At 62.9% G+C, this 18276-nt stretch carries 15 protein-coding genes and 1 other RNA gene; 2 read left to right on the plus strand and 14 right to left on the minus strand.

The window, feature by feature from the left end:
- Positions 1-124: 124 nt before the first annotated feature.
- The 4 genes from AC1DWQ_RS18120 to dnaX all read right to left on the minus strand — a co-directional run bounded on the left by AC1DWQ_RS18120 (position 125) and on the right by dnaX (position 3660).
- Positions 125-538 carry an MAPEG family protein gene (locus AC1DWQ_RS18120; protein WP_457278637.1) on the minus strand — a complete coding sequence of 138 codons (414 nt, stop codon included), beginning with the start codon at positions 536-538 and terminating at the stop codon, positions 125-127.
- 71 nt (positions 539-609) lie between these two features.
- The gene (gene recR / locus AC1DWQ_RS18125) at positions 610-1236 is read right to left on the minus strand and encodes a recombination mediator RecR (RefSeq protein WP_457278638.1); all 627 of its coding nucleotides are present in this window, start codon (positions 1234-1236) and stop codon (positions 610-612) included.
- Positions 1237-1373: 137 nt separating this feature from the next.
- Positions 1374-1706, minus strand: a complete 333-nt coding sequence (locus AC1DWQ_RS18130; protein WP_457278639.1) for a YbaB/EbfC family nucleoid-associated protein — start codon at positions 1704-1706, stop codon at positions 1374-1376.
- Between the two features lie 94 nt (positions 1707-1800).
- Entirely contained in the window at positions 1801-3660 is a 1860-nt protein-coding gene (gene dnaX, locus AC1DWQ_RS18135) for a DNA polymerase III subunit gamma/tau (RefSeq protein ID WP_477670873.1), read from the minus strand.
- A gap of 189 nt (positions 3661-3849) precedes the next feature.
- Here dnaX and ffs point away from each other — a divergent pair.
- Positions 3850-3946: signal recognition particle sRNA small type (ffs, locus tag AC1DWQ_RS18140), an RNA gene on the plus strand.
- Positions 3947-4139: 193 nt separating this feature from the next.
- On the opposite strand, the gene AC1DWQ_RS18145 is transcribed toward ffs, so the two are convergent.
- Positions 4140-5840 carry a hypothetical protein gene (locus tag AC1DWQ_RS18145; RefSeq protein WP_477670874.1) on the minus strand — a complete coding sequence of 567 codons (1701 nt, stop codon included), beginning with the start codon at positions 5838-5840 and terminating at the stop codon, positions 4140-4142.
- A gap of 222 nt (positions 5841-6062) precedes the next feature.
- Complete coding sequence (locus tag AC1DWQ_RS18150; RefSeq protein ID WP_477670875.1) at positions 6063-6551, minus strand: low molecular weight protein-tyrosine-phosphatase; 489 nt, start codon at positions 6549-6551, stop codon at positions 6063-6065.
- Between AC1DWQ_RS18150 and AC1DWQ_RS18155 the strand changes: the two genes are divergently transcribed.
- The gene (locus AC1DWQ_RS18155; RefSeq protein ID WP_477671230.1) at positions 6447-6998 is read left to right on the plus strand and encodes a hypothetical protein; all 552 of its coding nucleotides are present in this window, start codon (positions 6447-6449) and stop codon (positions 6996-6998) included. The two genes, AC1DWQ_RS18150 and AC1DWQ_RS18155, sit on opposite strands and share 105 nt — an antisense overlap.
- 58 nt (positions 6999-7056) lie before the next feature.
- On the opposite strand, the gene AC1DWQ_RS18160 is transcribed toward AC1DWQ_RS18155, so the two are convergent.
- The 8 genes from AC1DWQ_RS18160 to AC1DWQ_RS18195 form a co-directional block, all read right to left on the minus strand.
- Positions 7057-7485, minus strand: a complete 429-nt coding sequence (locus AC1DWQ_RS18160; protein WP_477670876.1) for a hypothetical protein — start codon at positions 7483-7485, stop codon at positions 7057-7059.
- Between the two features lie 303 nt (positions 7486-7788).
- Positions 7789-8481 carry a Crp/Fnr family transcriptional regulator gene (locus AC1DWQ_RS18165; RefSeq protein WP_477670877.1) on the minus strand — a complete coding sequence of 231 codons (693 nt, stop codon included), beginning with the start codon at positions 8479-8481 and terminating at the stop codon, positions 7789-7791.
- A gap of 159 nt (positions 8482-8640) precedes the next feature.
- Positions 8641-9357, minus strand: coding sequence for a Crp/Fnr family transcriptional regulator (locus AC1DWQ_RS18170; RefSeq protein ID WP_477670878.1), 717 nt, complete (start codon positions 9355-9357; stop codon positions 8641-8643).
- A gap of 161 nt (positions 9358-9518) precedes the next feature.
- On the minus strand, positions 9519-9800 hold the full coding sequence (locus AC1DWQ_RS18175; protein ID WP_477670879.1) for a hypothetical protein: 282 nt from the start codon (positions 9798-9800) through the stop codon (positions 9519-9521).
- Between the two features lie 81 nt (positions 9801-9881).
- Positions 9882-11273, minus strand: coding sequence for a TIGR03862 family flavoprotein (locus AC1DWQ_RS18180; RefSeq protein WP_477670880.1), 1392 nt, complete (start codon positions 11271-11273; stop codon positions 9882-9884).
- 266 nt (positions 11274-11539) lie between these two features.
- Positions 11540-12172: a hypothetical protein gene (locus tag AC1DWQ_RS18185; protein ID WP_457278648.1), complete on the minus strand. Its 633-nt coding sequence runs from the start codon at positions 12170-12172 to the stop codon at positions 11540-11542.
- Positions 12173-12230: 58 nt separating this feature from the next.
- Positions 12231-15533, minus strand: a complete 3303-nt coding sequence (locus tag AC1DWQ_RS18190) for a UvrD-helicase domain-containing protein (protein WP_477670881.1) — start codon at positions 15531-15533, stop codon at positions 12231-12233.
- Positions 15530-18127, minus strand: coding sequence for a PD-(D/E)XK nuclease family protein (locus AC1DWQ_RS18195; protein WP_477670882.1), 2598 nt, complete (start codon positions 18125-18127; stop codon positions 15530-15532). The genes AC1DWQ_RS18190 and AC1DWQ_RS18195 overlap by 4 nt, the downstream gene beginning before the upstream one ends.
- Positions 18128-18276 lie beyond the last annotated feature (149 nt).

Consider the following 18276-nt stretch of genomic DNA (forward strand, 5'->3'; position numbering starts at 1 on the left):
CTCTTTTTTTGATGTCACAAGCTTATCGAGGCATAAAAAAACCCGCATCGGGGTCATCCCGTGCGGGTTTTTACCGAAGGTGATCGCGTTACCAGAGGTAACTTTCACACGCCCGACGCATGTGTCAACGAAAGCCGGAAAAAAGAATGACGATATTGATAAAAAGTGCACACGCCCAGATGGCAGAGCGGGCTTTGGCCAGGTCAGCGATGTACATCATGATGTAGGCAATGCGCAGCACGACAAAGAGCAATGCCAGGATGTCCAGCCGTGTCTGCCCCGCCTGCAGGACGTGCGCAATGATGACTGCTGCAAAGAAAAAGGGCAGCGCCTCGAATGTGTTGGCTTGCGCGGCGTTGGCCCGGGCACGCCAATCGGTTTGCTGCGCCAGCCAGCCTCGCGGGTTGTGGTTGTCATATCCACCATCACGCCGCGGGGTGCTCATCGTGCCGTATTTGGCAATGGCGGCACACACAATGGGCAACAGGGCCGCAATCAGAACACACCAGTAGGCAATGGTGAAGCGTGCGAATGTCATGGTGAGTTCCTTTCGTTATGGTCGCCCGCTGCGGGCATGAAGCTGTCAAGATAAAACTAAAAACACCGCCCTCACCTGCGGTCCACCAACGCGTGGGCAATGGTGCCCAGGTCTACGTATTCAAGTTCGCTGCCCACCGGCACTCCGCGCGCCAGGCGCGTCACCTGGACGCCGCGGCTTTTCAGCGCCTGTGCAATCACGTGTGCAGTGGCTTCACCTTCGGCCGTGAAATTGGTCGCCAGGATGACTTCCTGCACTTCGCGCGATGCAGGCGGCAATGCCTCGCCGCGCTCGTTCTTGGGCACCACGCGGTCAAACAGTTTTTGCAAGCCGATGTCGTTGGGGCCTATGCCGTCAAGCGGACTCAGCTTGCCCATGAGCACAAAATAAAGGCCCTTGTAGGCCAGCGTGCGCTCAAGGGCAGCCTGGTCGGCCGGTGTTTCGACCACGCACAGTTTGCTGCGGTCACGCTGCGGGTTGGCGCAGGTGGTGCAAACCTCCTGCTCCGTCAGCGTGTTGCACAAGGTGCAATGCCGCACGCTATTGACGGCGTGCTCCAGCGCACGGGCAATCTGCAGCGCGCCGGGCTTGTCGTGCTGCAGCAAATGAAAAGCCATGCGCGCGGCCGACTTGGCGCCCACGCCCGGCAGCTTGCGCAAGGCCTGGGTAAGGCCTTCGAGAGCGTTGGAGTCAGCCATGTGGCAGCAGCGACCGAGCGTTGTACCCGCTTTCGCAAGCAGGGGCCGCGGAACCGGCTTTGCCGGGCCGCAGGCGCAGCGGCCCCCTCGGGGGGCAGGGAGCTACACGCAGTGAGCGACCGTGGGGGCTCACAACTTTAGAAGGGCAGCTTCATGCCGCCAGGCAGACCGGGCATACCGGCCGTGAGCTTGCCCATTTTCTCGTTGCTCACTTCTTCGGCCTTGCGCACGGCCGCGTTGAACGCAGCGGCTACCAGGTCTTCCAGCATGTCCTTGTCGTCGGTCAGCAGGCTGGGGTCAATTTCAACGCGTTTGACATCGTGCTTGCAGGTCATGGTGACCTTCACCAGACCGGCGCCGGCCTCAGCGGTGACTTCCACAAATGCCAGTTCTTCCTGGGCTTTCTTGAGGTTGTCCTGCATCGCCTGCGCCTGCTTCATGAGGCCCGCGAGTTGTCCTTTGTTAAACATGGTAGTTCCTTTAAAACTTGAAATCGAGGTGTGCTTTGCGTCTGAAATTGCGTCGAAATTGGGGGCAGAAATTGGTTTTAAAACCTGCCTTTGATCATATCGACTTCGCGGCCAGCGGCCGGATGCTGCCGGGGACAATTTTGGCGCCCCAGTCGCGAATCATGTCCTGCACAAACGGGTCGTTCTGGATCATTTCTTCGGCCGCACGCTGGCGCTCGGCTTGCGCCGCCGCATTGCGGCGCGCCGGGGTGTCGGTGACGGGCCCCACTTCCACCGCGAGCCGCAGGGCCGCGTCGCCAAGATGCGCCTGCAGCGCGGCTTGCAGCTTTTCACGCGCTGCCGCCTGGTTCAGCGACTCGCGCTCCACCCGAAGCGTCCACAGCCCATCGGCCTGGCTGCGCAATTCAGACTGCAGGCCCAGTTCACGCGTCAGTGCCGCCACGGCCTCGGCGGCCACCAGCTGGTTGACGGTCTGGCTCCAGCCCTCGCCGTGCGGAACAGGCACCAGAGGCGCGACGGCAGCAGCTGGCATGCCCGGCTGCGGGCGCTGCTGCGGCACTGGCCGCTCCGGCATCGTCACGGGAGTCGCTACTGAATTGATAGCTGCTTGCGCCCGTTCCGTCTGGGCTACAGGCTGTTTTTTCTCAAAATTTTGAGCGGTGGGTGGTTCTTGTGAAACACGCGGCGCAGCGGGCACGGGCTCATCATGGGCAGGTTCGCGTGCAGCGGCAGGCGCCGGCGCCGCACGCCGTTCAGGCAAAGCCTCGGGCGCATGGGCCCGCGCCACCTCAGGCTGGGGCTTTTTTCCGGGCTCGGCGGCACCCCCCGCATGGGTGGTAGCCGAAGCCGAGGGTTTGAAGGCCAGCAGGCGCAGCAGCACCATGGTCAGGCCCGCGTATTCGTCGGGCGCCAGGCCCAGTTCACCGCGGCCATGCAGGCACAGGCTGTAAAGCAGCTGCGTTTCATCGGCGGGCAGCGCCTGGGCCAGCCGCGCCGTCTCCGCGATATCCGGGTCGGCTCCGTCGTCGCCCGCCCCCATCTCGGGTACGGCCTGCAACACCGCCATGCGTTGCAGCACCGTCGTCATTTCCTCCAGGGTGGAAGCCGCGCTCAAGCCGTTCAGCCGCAACGCTTCGGAGGTTTCGACCACGGTTTTGCCGTCGCCGCGCGCCAGGGCATCAAGCAGGCGGTAGACATAGCTGCGGTCCACGCTGCCCAGCATGGTGCGCACACTGGCTTCTTCGAGCTTGCCAGAGCCAAAGGCAATGGCCTGGTCCGTCAGCGACAGGGCGTCACGCATGGAGCCGCGCGCCGCACGCGCCAAGAGGCGCAGCGCCTGCTGCTCGGCCGGAACGTTTTCAACGCCCAGCACTTGTATCAGGTGCTCCAGCACCGTCTCGGGCGCCATGGGCCGCAGGTTGAACTGCAGGCAACGCGACAGTACGGTGGCCGGCACTTTTTGCGGGTCGGTCGTAGCCAGCACAAACTTCAGGTATTCAGGAGGCTCCTCCAGCGTCTTGAGCATGGCGTTGAACGCCGTGTTCGTGAGCATGTGCACCTCGTCGATCATGAAGACCTTGAAACGGCCGACGACAGGTTTGTAAACAGCCTGCTCCAGCAACTGCGCAATTTCATCGACGCCGCGGTTGGACGCAGCGTCCAGCTCGGTGTAGTCGACAAAACGGCCGCTGTCGATGTCGGTACAGGCCTGGCACACACCACAGGGCGTGGCCGTGATGCCGCCCTGCCCGTCCGGGCCCACGCAATTGAGCGACTTGGCCAGAATCCGCGAAATCGTCGTCTTGCCCACGCCCCGCGTGCCGGTAAAAAGGTAGGCATGGTGCAAACGCTGAGTTGCAAGGGCATTGCCCAGTGCCTGCACCACATGCGACTGCCCCACCATTTCCGAGAAATTTTTGGGACGGTATTTGCGGGCAAGAACGAGATAGGACATCCGCCCATTCTAGGATATGGCCCCCACGCTTTTCACTTCGTGTAATGCGCTGCCCCCCGAGGGGGCCGCTGCGCCTGCGGTCTGGCAAAGCCAGTCCCGCGGCCCCGGCTGGAATAGATCGCTCGGTGCCCTTTTCACTGATGGGGGTATGCCAGAGGGGTCATTCCCAAGTCCCTTACAATCGAGGGTGACGGGCCTTCCCGCATGGTAAAGCGGCCAACCGGGTCAGGTGGGGAACCAAGCAGCCCTAACTGTGGAGTCAGTGCCGGGGTCAAGGCTCGTCACCTTATTCATCTCAAATCCGCGCTTCTCGCGGGTTTTATGCCTAGAGCGGCTTCCCGCTGCGGTTTTGTATCACTTGAGTGTGCCACTTCATTAATTTATGAAGTAGGAAAAGACATGGCTCAAGTCGAAGGATTGAACCTCCGGGGCTCCCGGTGGTGCGTCAGAATCCTGGTTCCAAATGATCTTCGGGACACCTAGACACCTTCTCCTCGCGGTGCAATCCAACGCTTGTACACGCCTTTAGCCTCTTTATCGAGGTAACTCGCATAGTCGCGAGCCGTTAGATGTCTTTGCTCTTCACTTGGCCCTGTTTTCTCTAGGTCTCGCCTCCACCGATCACGGGCAGTCACAAGTTGCTTATAAATATCAACTGGTGCGTCCGAGGAAGTAGCGCGAAGTCGCTGCATATGCGTACCCACAATGATGTACGGCCGACGCGGGCTATCCCCGTAAACGTCGTTCTGCGCATGCCAAAGCGCGATAGCCAAGGGTCGCCCAAAGTACTTCGCCATAAGCTTTGTCATCACCTCTTGCGCCTCAACATCAGACACACTAAACAATGTACCTACGTAGGCTCTGGCGTTTCCGAAGACGAAGTTTCCAGCAAGTCTGTGCCAGGATGCGCATGCGTTATTTAGCACAATCGGGCAGCCATAATTGGCTAGAGATCGAGGCACGGCAATGAAATTTCCATCAGACATTTTCAGTGCAGCTGAACCCACAACACGATTAATTAGTTCTTTCTTGACTGGCTGCAGGCGCTCCGGATCTCTTGTGCGCTCTATGTAGTCATTGATCGCAGTCCCAACGTATAGCGACTTCTTCTTCTCCGAATCATTCCAATCAACCCCATCCAGTGACACGAATCGCGTGAACTGCATGACGTCAAGCTTTTCACTACCGGGAACTACTGAAACGCTGATAGCAACATCGATCACTAACGTGCGATCACGTCCTTCGCTGTCAGTGTATTCGTAGGTCCATCTCCAACCTGACGCATCGCCGCAATGAGTCGATACAAGCAAAAGATCGTATGGGTAGAGCTCGACCGCCCGCGTTACCTCATAGACCGTTGCAGCTCGACTGCAAACGCCTCGTATAAACACTGACCGTGATCTCAGGGCATCCACTGCGGCGTCTATCTCTCCCGCATTCACCTCGCCTGGGTCTATTAGCATAGCGACGCGTATACCGGGCGATCCGCGCTGTTCAGCCTGAAGTCCGCTCGCTATGCACGTCCCAAGATCGGGGTATGCGAAAAGGTGCGTTGTTGGAACTTCTGGAAAAGCAAACCCCCAAGGCAATTTTTGAGTTACGAAGGTAATTGAGCGAATACCAGCAAGAGAAACATTTGCGGCGTGAGACCGCAGCGATTGACGCACCGCCTGTAGAACATCAGTTGGTGATTCTTCATGATGGTCATACAGCCCATAGAGCTGATCGAGAATGACGTCAGTTTCTTCCTCGCTCATTTCGGGAATAAGGCAGAAACCAGCGCCAAGGGAAAACGCGTAGTTGGCAGCAATAACTTGAGCCAACTGGTCACCCTGTTCACAAACCACAAGATGTCCGGATTGAGATGCGACCACACTTTGGGGCGTTGAATCATCAGTGAAGGTAATGAGTTTTTTTGCCCGTAGTGCGAGCAAGAGTCCTACGCCAATGTTGTTCCGACCCCAGGTAAAGGTTTGATTTTTAGCTACAGCATTAACAACACCTGCGGCGATCAACTCTCCGAGAGAAGAGATTTTCAGCGTCTTTTTAGCAGGAAATCGCCCAACAAATTGATCGCATGCTTCGGCACTGAGCCCTGCCAAAACAATACGAGTCGGTTGCAGTCGGGCCGCCACATTGTTCCGACGCACTATCTCGCCATCTGCGTCTGGTCGAGTCATACGTGGCCCCTCCAAAATTGGGAGATAAGAGCCCTGCTTTGCCAACACGCAAGAGACCTCCGCGAGCAGGATTGGATCATCCCCGATGACAAGTGTTTGGGAGATATTGGGGCACTCGGTGGACATCGAAACGCCTTTTCAAATACAAGTTACATCTTTATCAAAAGAAGCACCATGGCGTAACCGGCTAAGAGCAACGACATGAAAGTAGCCACCGCACGCTCAATTCGCCAGCTTCAGCTGACCTTCAACATACCGAAGCAGCCCTTCACAAGCATCCTCAACCAAATCCAGCACATGCTCAAACTCATCCTTGCCACCGTAGTAAGGATCAGGCACCACCGGGCTGTCATGCCTCAAACAGAACTCCGTGAGCCTGCGTACCTTGCCGAGATGTTCGGCGGGACATTCCTCCTGAATCAAGGCCAGGTTGTCCCAGTCCATGGCCAGAATCAAGTCGTGGCGCTCAAAATCTGAATCCGAAATCTGCCGGGCCCTGAGGCCGGATAGGTCATAACCGCGCTTGACGGCGTAGGCTTGCGAGCGCTCATCGGGTGGGTTGCCGGGGTGGTAGTTGTGCGTGCCGGCTGAATCAACCTGGATCTGATGGGCAAGCCCGCGATCCATGACTTTCTGCTGGAACACGCCATGGGCTGTGGGGCTGCGGCAGATGTTGCCCATGCAGACAAAGAGAATGGAATAGGGTTTCATGGATTGAAGGTTGGGCCGGAATTCGCCATGGAAGACCCAAAGAACATGCGGCCTTGGGCTGCCAGAACCATTTTAGGTTTGCCACCGCCCATCCAGCCGACAAAGCCACCACTAGGCCAGACGGCCCATAGCCACAGCCACCCCATCCGTATACAGTCCATTGACGGAGACAACCATGCAATGCTGATGACCTGCATAGGAGGCCCGCTTCACGGGCTGCAAGTAGGAATTGCCGACGACGCCCTGGTGTATGACGTACAGGGCAGCAGGCCGCGTGCGCGTTATTTGCGGCAGGTGCCGTCGCAGTACTACGATCCCCGGGCCGGCCATGCCGACTCTGTGGCGTTTTTTGCGTTGAGTTCGTTGAGCGGGATGGAGGTGACCGATCTGATCATCGCCCACCTGGAAACTTTTCAGCCCGTGCCGGTTGCGTCAAAGCCGGCCTGACGGCTTCACGGACATCCCAAAAAGCAGGCAGAGAAGTTAGCCCGGCGCTAACCCGGCGTTAACCTGGCGCCATAGGCTGGGTGGCCTGCGCGCCTGGAACTGCCGGATGAGCACGCTGCCCGCGCTCCTGCGTCAGTGCCAGGTGAAGCTGGTGCAAGGCGCCCACACACTCCAACACGGTGGACTGGACCAGCTCCGCGGCCTCGCCGACCTGCGAGTTGGGTGCTGCTGCGAGTTTTTCACCGACGCTGAGCATGAGCCTGGCCTTGACGGCGCCAAACAGCGCGTCCCAGTCGGCGATCGCGATGTCCAGCGGGTGGTCGGGTGTGAGCGCTTCGAGCTGCCGCTCGGGAAGCGAGGCGAGATGGGCGTCGTCAGCGCCCTCGCCGCCTCCTTTGGCCCAGTCGCGCAGAACATCCAGCGCAGCGGCACTGGTGGCGGGCAGCTCGCATCGGGACTCCTTCATGAGTTCAGGAGAGCTCAGCATGGTCAGCGCCGAGCGCGCCAGCAGCCTGATATTGGGAGGGGGTGAGGAAGCAAGCCGGATCATTTCAGAACCCTCGCTAAAGGAGTTGCATGGCGCTGCAACAGCGGTTGGGCGCTGCGCCTTCAAAGGTTCGCAATATCGCCGTACGCTCCTTTCTAGGCGGCCCTAGGCGATCCGTCCGTGCGGTAACGCACATCGGCCGCAAAAGGTTTTCAGGCCGTGTCGCGGGCCGCAGTTGAGCTGAAACAGGTAAACCGATGCTTTTGCCTGACAGACAGGCCCCCGCCATCCCAAAGCCGCCCCTCAATGCAGCAATTGGGTATAGGTTTTCCGGTCAGCCGCGTAACAGCTGCATGCCGCGGCTTCCAGGCCGCCGCGGTCAAGAACCTTCAATTCACCACGGTGGTATTCGATCAATCCACCGCGCTGCAGCGCGCTGGCGGCCGACGTGATGCCGACGCGGCGCATGCCCAGCATGTAGGCCAGAAATTCGTGCGTCACATGAAAATTGTCGGAATGCGCGCGGTCCTGACTCATCAGCAGCCATCGGGCCAGGCGCTGGCTCGTCAGGTGAAAACGAAGGCAGGCGGCTGATGCGGACTGCTGCGCCATCAAGACATAAAGGTAGCGGTTCAGGCCGCGTTGCAACGAAGCACTGCGCGCCAGCTCGCGCCGGAAAACGGCGGTGCTGATCCGCCAGGACGCCCCCGCGCCCTGCACTACCGCATGCACCGGCGCGGTGACAACGCCCAGCACCAGTTGCGCACCCAGCATGCCTTCACGCCCCACCATGCCAACCTCCACCCCCGGGCTGCCTTCCACCAGGGCCACAAGGGAAATGAAGCTTTCGACCGGGAAATAGACGTAACGTGTGGGTTTGCCGGGTTCGCACAGCACTTCAGCTAGCGACAGCTCGACGGGCTCGCAGACGGCGAGCAGGCGCAGGCGATCCTTGCGAGGGAGAAGCTCAATGAGGTGGTTTTCGACAGGGGCCAAAGCGGCTCTCCGGTGTAGGCGGACCCCGGGGAGTGCCGGGTCATGGACAAGGCCGCGCTACTGTCGTCAGTTCAATTCGGTGCCTCAGTATGCACGACGTGTCGCCAACGCCACCGTGTGCCAGCGCACACAGCACACAACAGGCCGCACACCGGAATGCTAGGAGGCGAGTTTTTCGGGAAGCAAGCGGTCGTATTCTTTCTTGACCACGGCATAACACTCACAGGTGCGCTGCTCCAGGCCCGGGCGGTCCAACACTGTGATGCGGCCGCGCGAATAGCGGATCAGCCCGAGGTTTTGCAGCTTGGTCGCGCCTTCGGTCACGCCTTCGCGGCGCACGCCCAGCATGTTGGCGATCAGCTCCTGCGTCATCACCAGCTCATTGCTCTGCAACCGGTCAAGGCTGAGGAGCAGCCAGCGGCACAGCTGCTGGTCGAGCGAATGGTGGCGGTTGCACACCGCGGTTTGTGCCATCTGCGTGATCAGTGCCTGGGTGTAGCGCAGCAGCAGGTGCAGCACCGGCGCGCGCTTGAACTCGTCCTTGATGGCCTGTGCCTTGAGGCGAAAACCCTGGCCGGCGCTTTGCACGACGGCGCGGCTGGGTGTGGACTCCCCGCCCATGAAGAGGGAAATGCCCACGACACCTTCATGGCCGACGACTGCAATCTCGGCCGAAGAGCCGTTTTCCATCACATAAAGCAGCGAGACGATGGCCGTGGTGGGAAAGTACACATGGTCCAGCGTGGTGCCCGACTCATAAAGCACCTGACCCAGCGGCATGTCGACCCATTCCAGTTGCGGCAGCCAGCGCTGCCACTCTGCTTCCGGCAATGCGGCAAGCAGCTCGTTGTCTTTGGGGTTGGAAGAATGGGCCATCGAGACACTCCGGGGCGGATCTGGCTTCGAGTTGGGCCTCTGGCAGAGATCTCGCACCGTCTTCGAAGTATAGGCACTAACGGCCCTCCGGTATGTGCGCTACCGCACAAACGAAAGTTCCCCGGCAAAGTCCACCTCCAGGGCTTTTGTGGGCCTCGGTACTACCGGCTCACTTCTTCAACCGCCTCGGTGGTCTGCAAGGCATGAATGGCGATTTGTGCCGACATGAGCGCCAGTGACGCCAGCGGGTAGGTGCCGCTGATGATGCCCCTGAAGGCGACTTCTGCGGCCACGGCGTCCTGGCCCAGGCCTTCAGTGGCGGCGATGATGCATTCTTCAATGCCGCCCAGCCCGGCGTCCCCGAACAGGTCTTCACCTTCGTAGGTCACGCGGTATTCGTACTGGGTCTTGTCAAAAGAGTCGATGTTAAAACGGACGATCATGGCGGCTCCTCTCGCGCAACTGCGAATGGTTCAAAAAAAATGCTACAAAATCAATAGCTGCTTGCGCCCGACCCTATTGGTCTACAGGCCAAAATGACTCAAAACGCCCTGCCCGGCAACGCGCCCGCCAGCAAAGCAGGCCGTGAGCAGATAGCCGCCCGTGGGGGCTTCCCAGTCCAGCATTTCACCGGCGCAGAACACGGGCTGGGGCACTGCAGCCGCAGCACCCAGCTGTAGCTGTGCACTCAGGCCCTCAAACATCACGCCGCCCGCGGTGCTGATGGCTTCATCCATCGGCCTGGCCGCAGTAACGCGCACCGGCAGCGCCTTGATGCCGGCGGCCAGGCGCACCGGATCGGCAATCGCGTCCTTGCCCAGCAGTTCGTACAACATCGCGGCCTTGATGCCATCCAGGTTCAGGCGGCTCTTGAGGTGACTGGACAGCGAGCGTGAGCCGCGCGGGTGGCGCACCTCCACCAGCACCTGCTCGGCGGTCTTGGCGGGCAGCAAATCGAGCAGGAAGGTGGCGCTGCCGTGTTCAGCAATCTCGTCACGCAGCAAGGAGGAAGCGGCATAGATCAGGCTGCCTTCGACACCGGTGGCAGTGGCGACAAACTCGCCCTTGCGGCTGAAGCTGCGGCCATGTGAATCGGTGAAGCTGATGGCCACGGACTTGAAGGGCTGGCCGGCAAAACGGCTGGCGAAATGCTCTGTCCAGCCGATGTGCGGCTGTGGACTTTTACCTATGAGTTCCTGCAGGAATTCGCGGCGGGTCTCGCCGGCGTCGGCTGCCGCCTCTTCAAGCTGCGCCGGACTGTCCGCGCGTGCGGCCACGTCGAAGCCGCAGTTGGACGGCTGCAGCGGTGCCACCGCCACGCCGCGCTCAGCCAGCAGCGGCGCCCAGGCACCATCAGAGCCCAGCCGCGCCCAGCTGCCGCCGCCCAAAGCCAGCACCACGGCGTCAGCGTGTGCCAGCACCTCGCCGGTGGGCGTTGAGAACTTCAGCGCGCCGTCATCGGCCCAGCCCAGCCAGCGGTGCCGCATGGAAAACTGCACGCCGGCCAGGCGAAGGCGGTGCAGCCACGCGCGCAGCAGCGGCGCAGCCTTCATGTCTTTGGGGAACACGCGGCCCGAGCTGCCGATAAAGGTTTCCACGCCCAGCGCTTCAGCCCAGGCACGCAGCTCGGCCGGGCCGAACGCGGCCAGCAACGGCGTCAGCTGCGCAGCGCGCTCGCCATAGCGGCTCAGAAAAGCCTCGGGTGCTTCGGAATGCGTGAGGTTGAGCCCGCCCTTGCCGGCCAGCAAAAACTTGCGCCCCACCGAAGGCATGGCGTCGTACACCTCGACCTTCACGGCCGCACCGGCAGCGGCCAGCACCTCGGCGGCCATCAGGCCGGCGGGTCCGCCGCCTATGACGGCAATACGCAGGGGGCCGACAGGCGGCGGTTTCACGGGAGAGGCTGAATCGTTCAAAAGGTGTTCCGTCTGCTCGCGGAGGCGAGGTATGGTGAGATGGGAGAAATCAAGGCCAAACAGCAGCCGCTTTCCTGAAAGGCATCAAAGATAGCGCTTCGCAGGCGAATGTGTTTGCTCTGTTTTTGATAGCTGCTTGCGCCCGATCCGATTGGCCTGCAGGGCTAAATCGCTTAAAAACAGGGGCCAGGTACAGGTTTGGCGCCGATTGGCGGCATGCGCCAATTATCACAGGCCGCACTTGCCGGCCTGCGCGGCGCATTGCATTACATGGGCGGCGCAAAACCATCGCGGCCGACGATGACACGCAGCGCGGTCGGCTTGCCGGCTTTTTCCTGCGCCGTGATCATCACCTTGGCACCCGGCACCAGCAAGGCGTTTTCGTCGGCCTTGCCGGGCTTGAAGGACACCACCGGCACATCCGGCGGAACAATCACGGTTTTCTCGCCGTCCTTGTAGCGCAACGTGAGCTTTTGCCCGCCGGGCACCGACGTTGGCGCCGCGGCCAGGTCGGCCACGGTAGCGTTGGTCATGGTGCTGTCGGGCCGCAAATCCCAGGGGCGGTGGCCTTCACCGGCGCCGCGCGCTGCTTCGGGGAACACCAGCACCTCCAGCGCCAGCTGGCTGCCGTCGGGCTGCGGCATGCCGGCGGTGCCGATGTAGCTGCCGGGCTTGATGTCGGCGAGCGACAGCGGGTACACCTCGGACACGTCCATCTCGGCCGGGCGCACCAGCGTGATCACTTCGCCGCTGCGTTCCCTGATGGTGAGGCTGGTCGCATCGACTTTTTCAATCGTCGCGCGCAGGCGCACCGTGGGGTTAGTCGGTGCCGGGGTTTGGGCCCATGCCAGTGGCAGGACGGCCAGGAAGGTTAGCGAGGCGGCAAGTTGCTTGAACATGGTTGTCTCTTTCTTCAGGTCGGCGAATAACATGGGGTAGAGCGCGGGCTGTGTGAGATCAATCCAGCTCGACAACAGTTCCCCGCCCCGTCAGGAAAGCTGCTTTCACCGGCGCGCCGGGGTAAATCAGCTGCACCGCCGCACGGTAGTCCTGCAGCTGCGCCACCAGCGCGGGCTGCAGCTCCGGCGCCACGGCGGATTTGTAGTCGAGCACCCACCAGTGGCCTTCGTGGCCGGCGTCCTTGCGCTGCACCAGGCGGTCCAGCCGCAAGTCTTTCCCGGCGTAGACAAGGCCGACTTCGTTGCCTTGCCAGGCCACGGCTTGCGGGCTCCAGGCCCAGGCGCCCTCACCCGCCAGAATGCGCCCGGCCAGGCCGGCGGCCTCGGCTGCCTGTGCAGGGCTCAGGCGAAACTCGCGCGCCGCCGCCTTGATCTGAGGGTCTGACAACGCACCACCCCACTCCAGCAGGCGGTGCATGGCCTTGCCGATGCGGGCCTTGAGCGAATCTTCATCAACGCGCACCGCAGCAGGCTCGGAAATCGTCATGACCTCGGGCAGTTCAGGCAACTCGGGCAGGTAGAACACGCCCGCGTCGGCCGCATCGAGATGGGCGGCTGCGGACTCATCCGCGACCGGCGCAGGCAGTTCGCCCACCAGTGCGTGCAGGCGCTGCCACCAGCTCTCAGTCGTCACGCGGTGCGGCTCGATGGAGGAAATCACCAGCGTACGGCGGGCGCGCGTCAGCGCTACATACAGGGCGTTGAGTTCTTCGCGCTTGCGGGCCGCCTGCTCGCTCGCCAATGTGTCGGCAGCGCAGGCGGGCGGGCGGCTTTCGCTAACCAGGAAGACGAACTTGCGCGGCTCCGTCGCCTCGCCGGGCCAGTCGACCAGCACGCCCATGCTGTCGGCATTGCGCTCGACGGTGTCGGTGTCCAGCAGCAGCACGGCTTCGGCTTCAAGGCCTTTGGCGCCGTGGATGGTCAGCAGCCGAACGGCCTCGCTGCTGACGGCTGCCGGCGCCTGCGTGCCCCCGGCCTTGAGGGCGCGCACAAAACCGTAGGGCGTGGCATAACGCCCACCGTCCAGCGCCAGCGACACACCCAGCAGCGCGCGCAGGTTGGCCAGCACCGCGCTGCGCTGGGCCGCCGGGGCGGCAGCGCCAAAACGCGCCAGCACGTCGCCGTCGTCGTAAATGCCCTGCAGCGCATCATGCGGCGGCAAGCGGTCCAGCCAGCTCTTCCACTTGGTCAAAACAGGCCCCAGCCCTTTCAGGCCAGGCGCAAGCAGCTCCTCTTTTTGTAGCAGGCTGTACCACGGCTGGTGGTGCTCGCGCTGCAGCAGCGCCAGTTGCACCAGGCAATCGTCAGCCAGCCCGAACAGCGGCGAACGCAGCGCACGTGCCAGCGAGAGGTCGTGCTGCGGCGACACCAGCACGTCGAGCAGCGCCACCACGTCCAGCACTTCGCAGCAGTCGATCAGCTCGGTTTTCTCGCCCACCTGCGCGGGAATGTGCAGCGCGCGTAGCTCGTCCTGCAGCGGCAGCAGGCCTGCGCGTTTGCGCGAGAGGACCATCACGTCCTGGGGGCGCAGTCCGGCGGCGACCTGTTCGGATATCCATGCGGCGGCCTGCCGGGCCTCGCGCGTGCGCAGGGTCTCCTCGGGCAATTCGCGCGGCGTGGTCAGGCTGTCGCGCCAGCCGGCGGCCAGCGGCGAGACCTCTTCTTCGTCCTTGTTGCGTGCAATGGGCGGAAGCCGGCCCACAGCGCCGGCCCGGCCAGAGGCCGTGGTGTGTTCGCGGAAACCGTCGTACCCGTCGGTTTCGCGCGCCGTGGCCATGGCCGAATTGACGATGTCGATCACCGCCTCGGCGTTGCGCCGGGTGTGGTCGCAGCTGAGCAAGTCACCGCCCAGGCCGTGCACCACAAAAGCCTGCGCGGCACGAAACACCTGCGGCTCGGCGCGGCGGAAGCGGTAAATGCTTTGTTTGGGGTCGCCCACCAGGAACACGCTGGGCGCCGTGCCCGCACCCGAGTAGCCGATGAGCCAGGCATACAGAGCCTGCCACTGCAGCGGGTTGGTGTCCTGGAACTCGTCAATCATCAGATGCCGGATGCGCGCGTCCAGCCGCTCCTGCACCCAGCCCGACAGCACGGGGTCGGCCAGCATCAGCAGCGCGGCCCTCTCAACGTCATTCATGTCGACCCAGCCGCGGTCACGCTTCAAGGCGGTGAACTGGGCGATCAGCACGCGCGTCAGGCGCGCCATGCGCTGCTGGTACAGCCAGGCGTCATGCTGCTGGCGGGCCGCCACCACACGCAGCACCAGGTCTTGCGCAATGCGCACCTGTTCGATGCCGACAATTTTTTCGCCGAACTTGCGCGGCGTGCCCTTTTCGGTCAATAGGGCCGCAATGGCCGCCGGGAAGTCTCCGGCCGTCAACGCCTGCTCCAGTTCCACGCCTTTGGCCGAAAAAGTCGGCGCGCTCGCGCGGCCCAGCGCGATGGCGGCGTCCCTCAAGGTTTGCCGGTGAAAACGGTTGGTGCTGAGCAGCTCTTCGGGTTCATCAAGGCCGCCAAATTCAGTGAACTGTGCACTGAAGGCTTGTACCGAGGCGTCGATCACGCCTTTTTCATCAGCCAGCGTGAACTCGGTGCGCTTGTCGAGCGCGGCTTGCAAGGCCTTGTCGGCCTGGAAACGCCCATACGCCAGCACCACCGCCTCAAAGTCAGCCTTGAGTGACGCGTCAACCGCGACGGCCGCATAAAACCGCCGCCACACCAGCGCGCGTGCCGGCGCATCGTCTTCCAGCAGCTCGTAGTTCACCGGCAGCTCCAGGCGCTGCAGCACCGCTACTGGCGCGCTGCGCAGCAGGGCTGCAAACCAGCTGTGAAAGGTGCGTATCTGCACCGAGCGGCCGCTGGCCAGAATGGAGCGGTATAAATTTGATAGCTGCTCGCGCACGTTCTGCGCGGCTTTCAGGCCTTTTTGGCTTGAAAAATCGACCCTGACGCCGCGCATTTCGAGTTCGCGCTGCAGGGTCTCATCGTCGGCGTGGGCAAAGGCCTTGAGCCAGTCGTCCAGGCGCTCTCGCATTTCGCCGGCGGCTTTTTTGGTGAAGGTGATGGCCAGGATTTCATGCGGCAAGACCTGCTGCCCCGGTGCGGCCGTGGCGCCGTCCAGCAAGGCCCGAACGATGCGTGACACCAGCATCCAGGTTTTGCCGGCGCCGGCACAGGCTTCCACCGCCACGCTGCGCCGCGGGTCGCAGGCGATGGCGTAGAAGGCATCGGCGGAGAGCGGCTCGCCGTTGCATTCGTAGGCCGCGGCGTGAGCGATCAAGGTGTTAGCCGGCGGGGTCATACGCCCTCCTCCCCTGCCGTGGCTTCCTCGTCCAGGCTCCAGAAATCCTTGCGGCAGAGGCCGCGGGCCGCGCAATAGTCGCAGGCCTTGCCCTCCCCTAATGCCGGCAGCGCCGCCCCGCGCGAGATGCGCGCCATGTCGGTCAAGATGCTGTCGATGAGCTCGTCGCGCAAGCCGACGATCTCGGCTTGCTCATAGGTCTTGGTCGGCTCTTTTTCGCCGAGGTTGACGTAGGCCGCGGCCAGCGTGTCGTCGCTCATCAGGGCGGCATAAAAGGCAAGCTGGGTGTCTTCCTGGCCGTTCTTGATGCGTTCGGCCGTGGTCGTGCGCGGCTCGGTCTTGTAGTCGATCACCAGGGCGTGCCCGTCAGGCTGGCGATCAACGCGGTCGAGCTGGCCGAGCAGCGTGAGCGTGCCGACAGGCACTTCGCGCCAGACTTCGGCTTCGTCGAAGACCGCGCCGGTGGCTTCGTGGTCGGCCAGCCATTTCAGGTAGCCCTCGCGCACGCCGGGCCAGGCCGCGGCAAAAGGCAAAAACTCGCTGTCGCTGAGCGCCAGCTCTTGCGTGGCGCGCTCCGCTGCTATGTTTAGCATAGCTACCCGCGCTGATAGATCGGGGGTTGGTGCCGCTTTGAGTGCCTCATGGAAATGCCGCAGCAGGCTGTGCAGCCAGTTGCCGAAGTCGCGCTTGCCCAACTCGCTTTCGAGCTCTTCGGGCTCCTGCAGCCTAAGCTGACGCAGCGCAAAAAAGCGGTAGGGGCAACGCCGCAGGTCTTCATAGGCGCTGGCTGAAAGCCGGATGACGGGCAAGGCCTCGCCGGTCGGGAAGGGATACGGCGTCGGCTGGGTTGCCACGGCACGCAGGCTGCGGGGGTCGGTGGCCATGCGCTGTACTGCTTCCTCGTCCTGGTCCAGCAGCAGCTCCTGCACAAAGCCGCTGGGGATCAGGTGTTCGCCGGATTCACTGGTGCGCCAGAGCACATCGAGATGCGGCATGTGCAGGGCATAGTGCCAGGCCTGGCGCTGGGCAGCGGCAAGCACTTCCCGCGACGGCAGGCCCAGCAGCTCGCGTTGGCCGGGCGTCCAGGGACCGGGAGGTTCTGGTGACACCGGCAGGCGGATTTCATCGCAGCCGGGCAGCACCACGGCCTGCATGGGGCGGCCCAGCAGCTGCGGCAGCGGCAGTATGACCACCTGCTCCGCGGGCGGATGCGCCGGGGAAAACTTGCCGCCCTCCAGCGCCTGATTGGCCCACTGCGTGAAGTCATGCAGCCGCATCACCGGCGATGCTTCGAATTCGGTCTCGGCGCCTTCGTGCAGGCGCAGCACGTCCAGCACCGTCTGCCCGGCTTCGTCCTGCGCCAGTGCGTCCCACTGCCCCGCCGACTGCAAAAGGGTGCGCAGGTCGCGCAGCCACATCGCCAGCGGGCGGGCACGGCTGAAAGGGCTGCGCAATGCGTTCACCTCGCGCGCCAACGGGCCTGTTGCCGCAAAGGCTGGCGGCAAGATGGCGTCTTCCGCAAAGTCCGGCAGGTCGCGCCAGGCGCGCACGCCGGTCTTGCGCAACTCAGTCTCGGCGGCGGTGACCAGCGCGGCGTCAAACGCCGGTGCGTTTTTCAGCCAGTCCAGCACGGCATCCGTCGACGCGTCCCAGGGCATGGCGCGCAGCAGGCTCATCAGAGCGGCGGCGGCGCGAGTGGTTGAAAGCTTCCAGCCGGTTTCATCGCGCATGGCGATGCCGCGCTCAGCGAGCATGGCGCCGACACGGCGTGTGAGTTGCCGGTCCTGCGCAATCAGCGCAACCGGGCTGCGGCCTTGCGCCAGATGCGCCAGCACGCAGGCGGCGGCGCGGCCCGCTTCGTCTTCGGCGTCTTGCGCAATGTGCAGCGCGGGCGGTGCCGAGGGCTCTTCGAGTGAGACGCACAGCGGGATGGAAACCGACCGGTCGCCGAAGTGCGCCTTGAGGGCCTCGGTAAGCGGGTCGGCCTGAAAGCCTTCCAGCACGGCGAGCAGCTGAGGTTTCGCCTGGAAAAGGCGGTCCGTGGGATAGGCGGACGCCGCCGCCCAGGCCAGCGCAATGCGCCCCACGGCAGCTTCGAGGGCCAGCACCGGCGAATCCAGGCCTGCTCCCAGCGTTAGCGCCAAGCGCTCGCTCCAGGCGCGGCGAGCGGCCGGCACGACGGCTGCGGCCACACCGGCCAGGCTCCACGCCGCTTCAACCAGCCGGCCCGCCAGCGCATCCTGCTGGGCGCCCAGGCCCGCGCGGCCCAGCAGCGATGCGGCTGTGAGCATGTCGACCGCCACATCCATGCGCAAATCGTCGCCTGAAGGCACATACAAGCCGAGCGTGCCGCCCAGGCCGCTGGCCCAGTTCATGGTGGTTTCAAAGCGGGGAACAAAAAATGTCTCGCCTGCCTGCGCAGCCCAGGCGCGGCGCGCCTGCTGGATCAGCTGGGCATAGGGCAGCAGCACCACGGCTTCTGCGGGATGGACGCCGCGCGCCTGCATCGCTTCTGCAAGCCGGCCCATGGCCTGGTGCCAGCACAGCGCATCAGGCGCGGACCATGCGGCATCAGAGGTTGGAACGGGTGGCATACAGAGGTTGGGGAAAAGAGGTTGGCAAGAAAGAAATGGGGCCGGAAGCCGCAAATTGAATAATCTCTATCGGCGCCATAGCCCCCGCGCGCCCGACCCGGCCACTTGCTTTCTGCCACAATGACTACAACTTTAGCCGTACCGTATCG

Source organism: Polaromonas sp. P2_G11 (assembly GCF_056403595.1).

What these genes read in the sequence shown, in the direction of transcription:
- recR (WP_457278638.1), bottom strand. Translation starts at nt 1,236, where the DNA reads ATGGCTGACTCCAACGCTCTCGAAGGCCTTACCCAGGCCTTGCGCAAG.
- AC1DWQ_RS18155 (WP_477671230.1), top strand. Translation starts at nt 6,447, where the DNA reads ATGGGCAAGCCCGCGATCCATGACTTTCTGCTGGAACACGCCATGGGC.
- AC1DWQ_RS18190 (WP_477670881.1), bottom strand. Translation starts at nt 15,533, where the DNA reads ATGACCCCGCCGGCTAACACCTTGATCGCTCACGCCGCGGCCTACGAA.
- AC1DWQ_RS18130 (WP_457278639.1), bottom strand. Translation starts at nt 1,706, where the DNA reads ATGTTTAACAAAGGACAACTCGCGGGCCTCATGAAGCAGGCGCAGGCG.
- AC1DWQ_RS18150 (WP_477670875.1), bottom strand. Translation starts at nt 6,551, where the DNA reads ATGAAACCCTATTCCATTCTCTTTGTCTGCATGGGCAACATCTGCCGC.
- AC1DWQ_RS18160 (WP_477670876.1), bottom strand. Translation starts at nt 7,485, where the DNA reads ATGCTGAGCTCTCCTGAACTCATGAAGGAGTCCCGATGCGAGCTGCCC.
- dnaX (WP_477670873.1), bottom strand. Translation starts at nt 3,660, where the DNA reads ATGTCCTATCTCGTTCTTGCCCGCAAATACCGTCCCAAAAATTTCTCG.
- AC1DWQ_RS18185 (WP_457278648.1), bottom strand. Translation starts at nt 12,172, where the DNA reads ATGTTCAAGCAACTTGCCGCCTCGCTAACCTTCCTGGCCGTCCTGCCA.
- AC1DWQ_RS18170 (WP_477670878.1), bottom strand. Translation starts at nt 9,357, where the DNA reads ATGGCCCATTCTTCCAACCCCAAAGACAACGAGCTGCTTGCCGCATTG.
- AC1DWQ_RS18120 (WP_457278637.1), bottom strand. Translation starts at nt 538, where the DNA reads ATGACATTCGCACGCTTCACCATTGCCTACTGGTGTGTTCTGATTGCG.
- AC1DWQ_RS18145 (WP_477670874.1), bottom strand. Translation starts at nt 5,840, where the DNA reads ATGACTCGACCAGACGCAGATGGCGAGATAGTGCGTCGGAACAATGTG.
- AC1DWQ_RS18195 (WP_477670882.1), bottom strand. Translation starts at nt 18,127, where the DNA reads ATGCCACCCGTTCCAACCTCTGATGCCGCATGGTCCGCGCCTGATGCG.
- AC1DWQ_RS18175 (WP_477670879.1), bottom strand. Translation starts at nt 9,800, where the DNA reads ATGATCGTCCGTTTTAACATCGACTCTTTTGACAAGACCCAGTACGAA.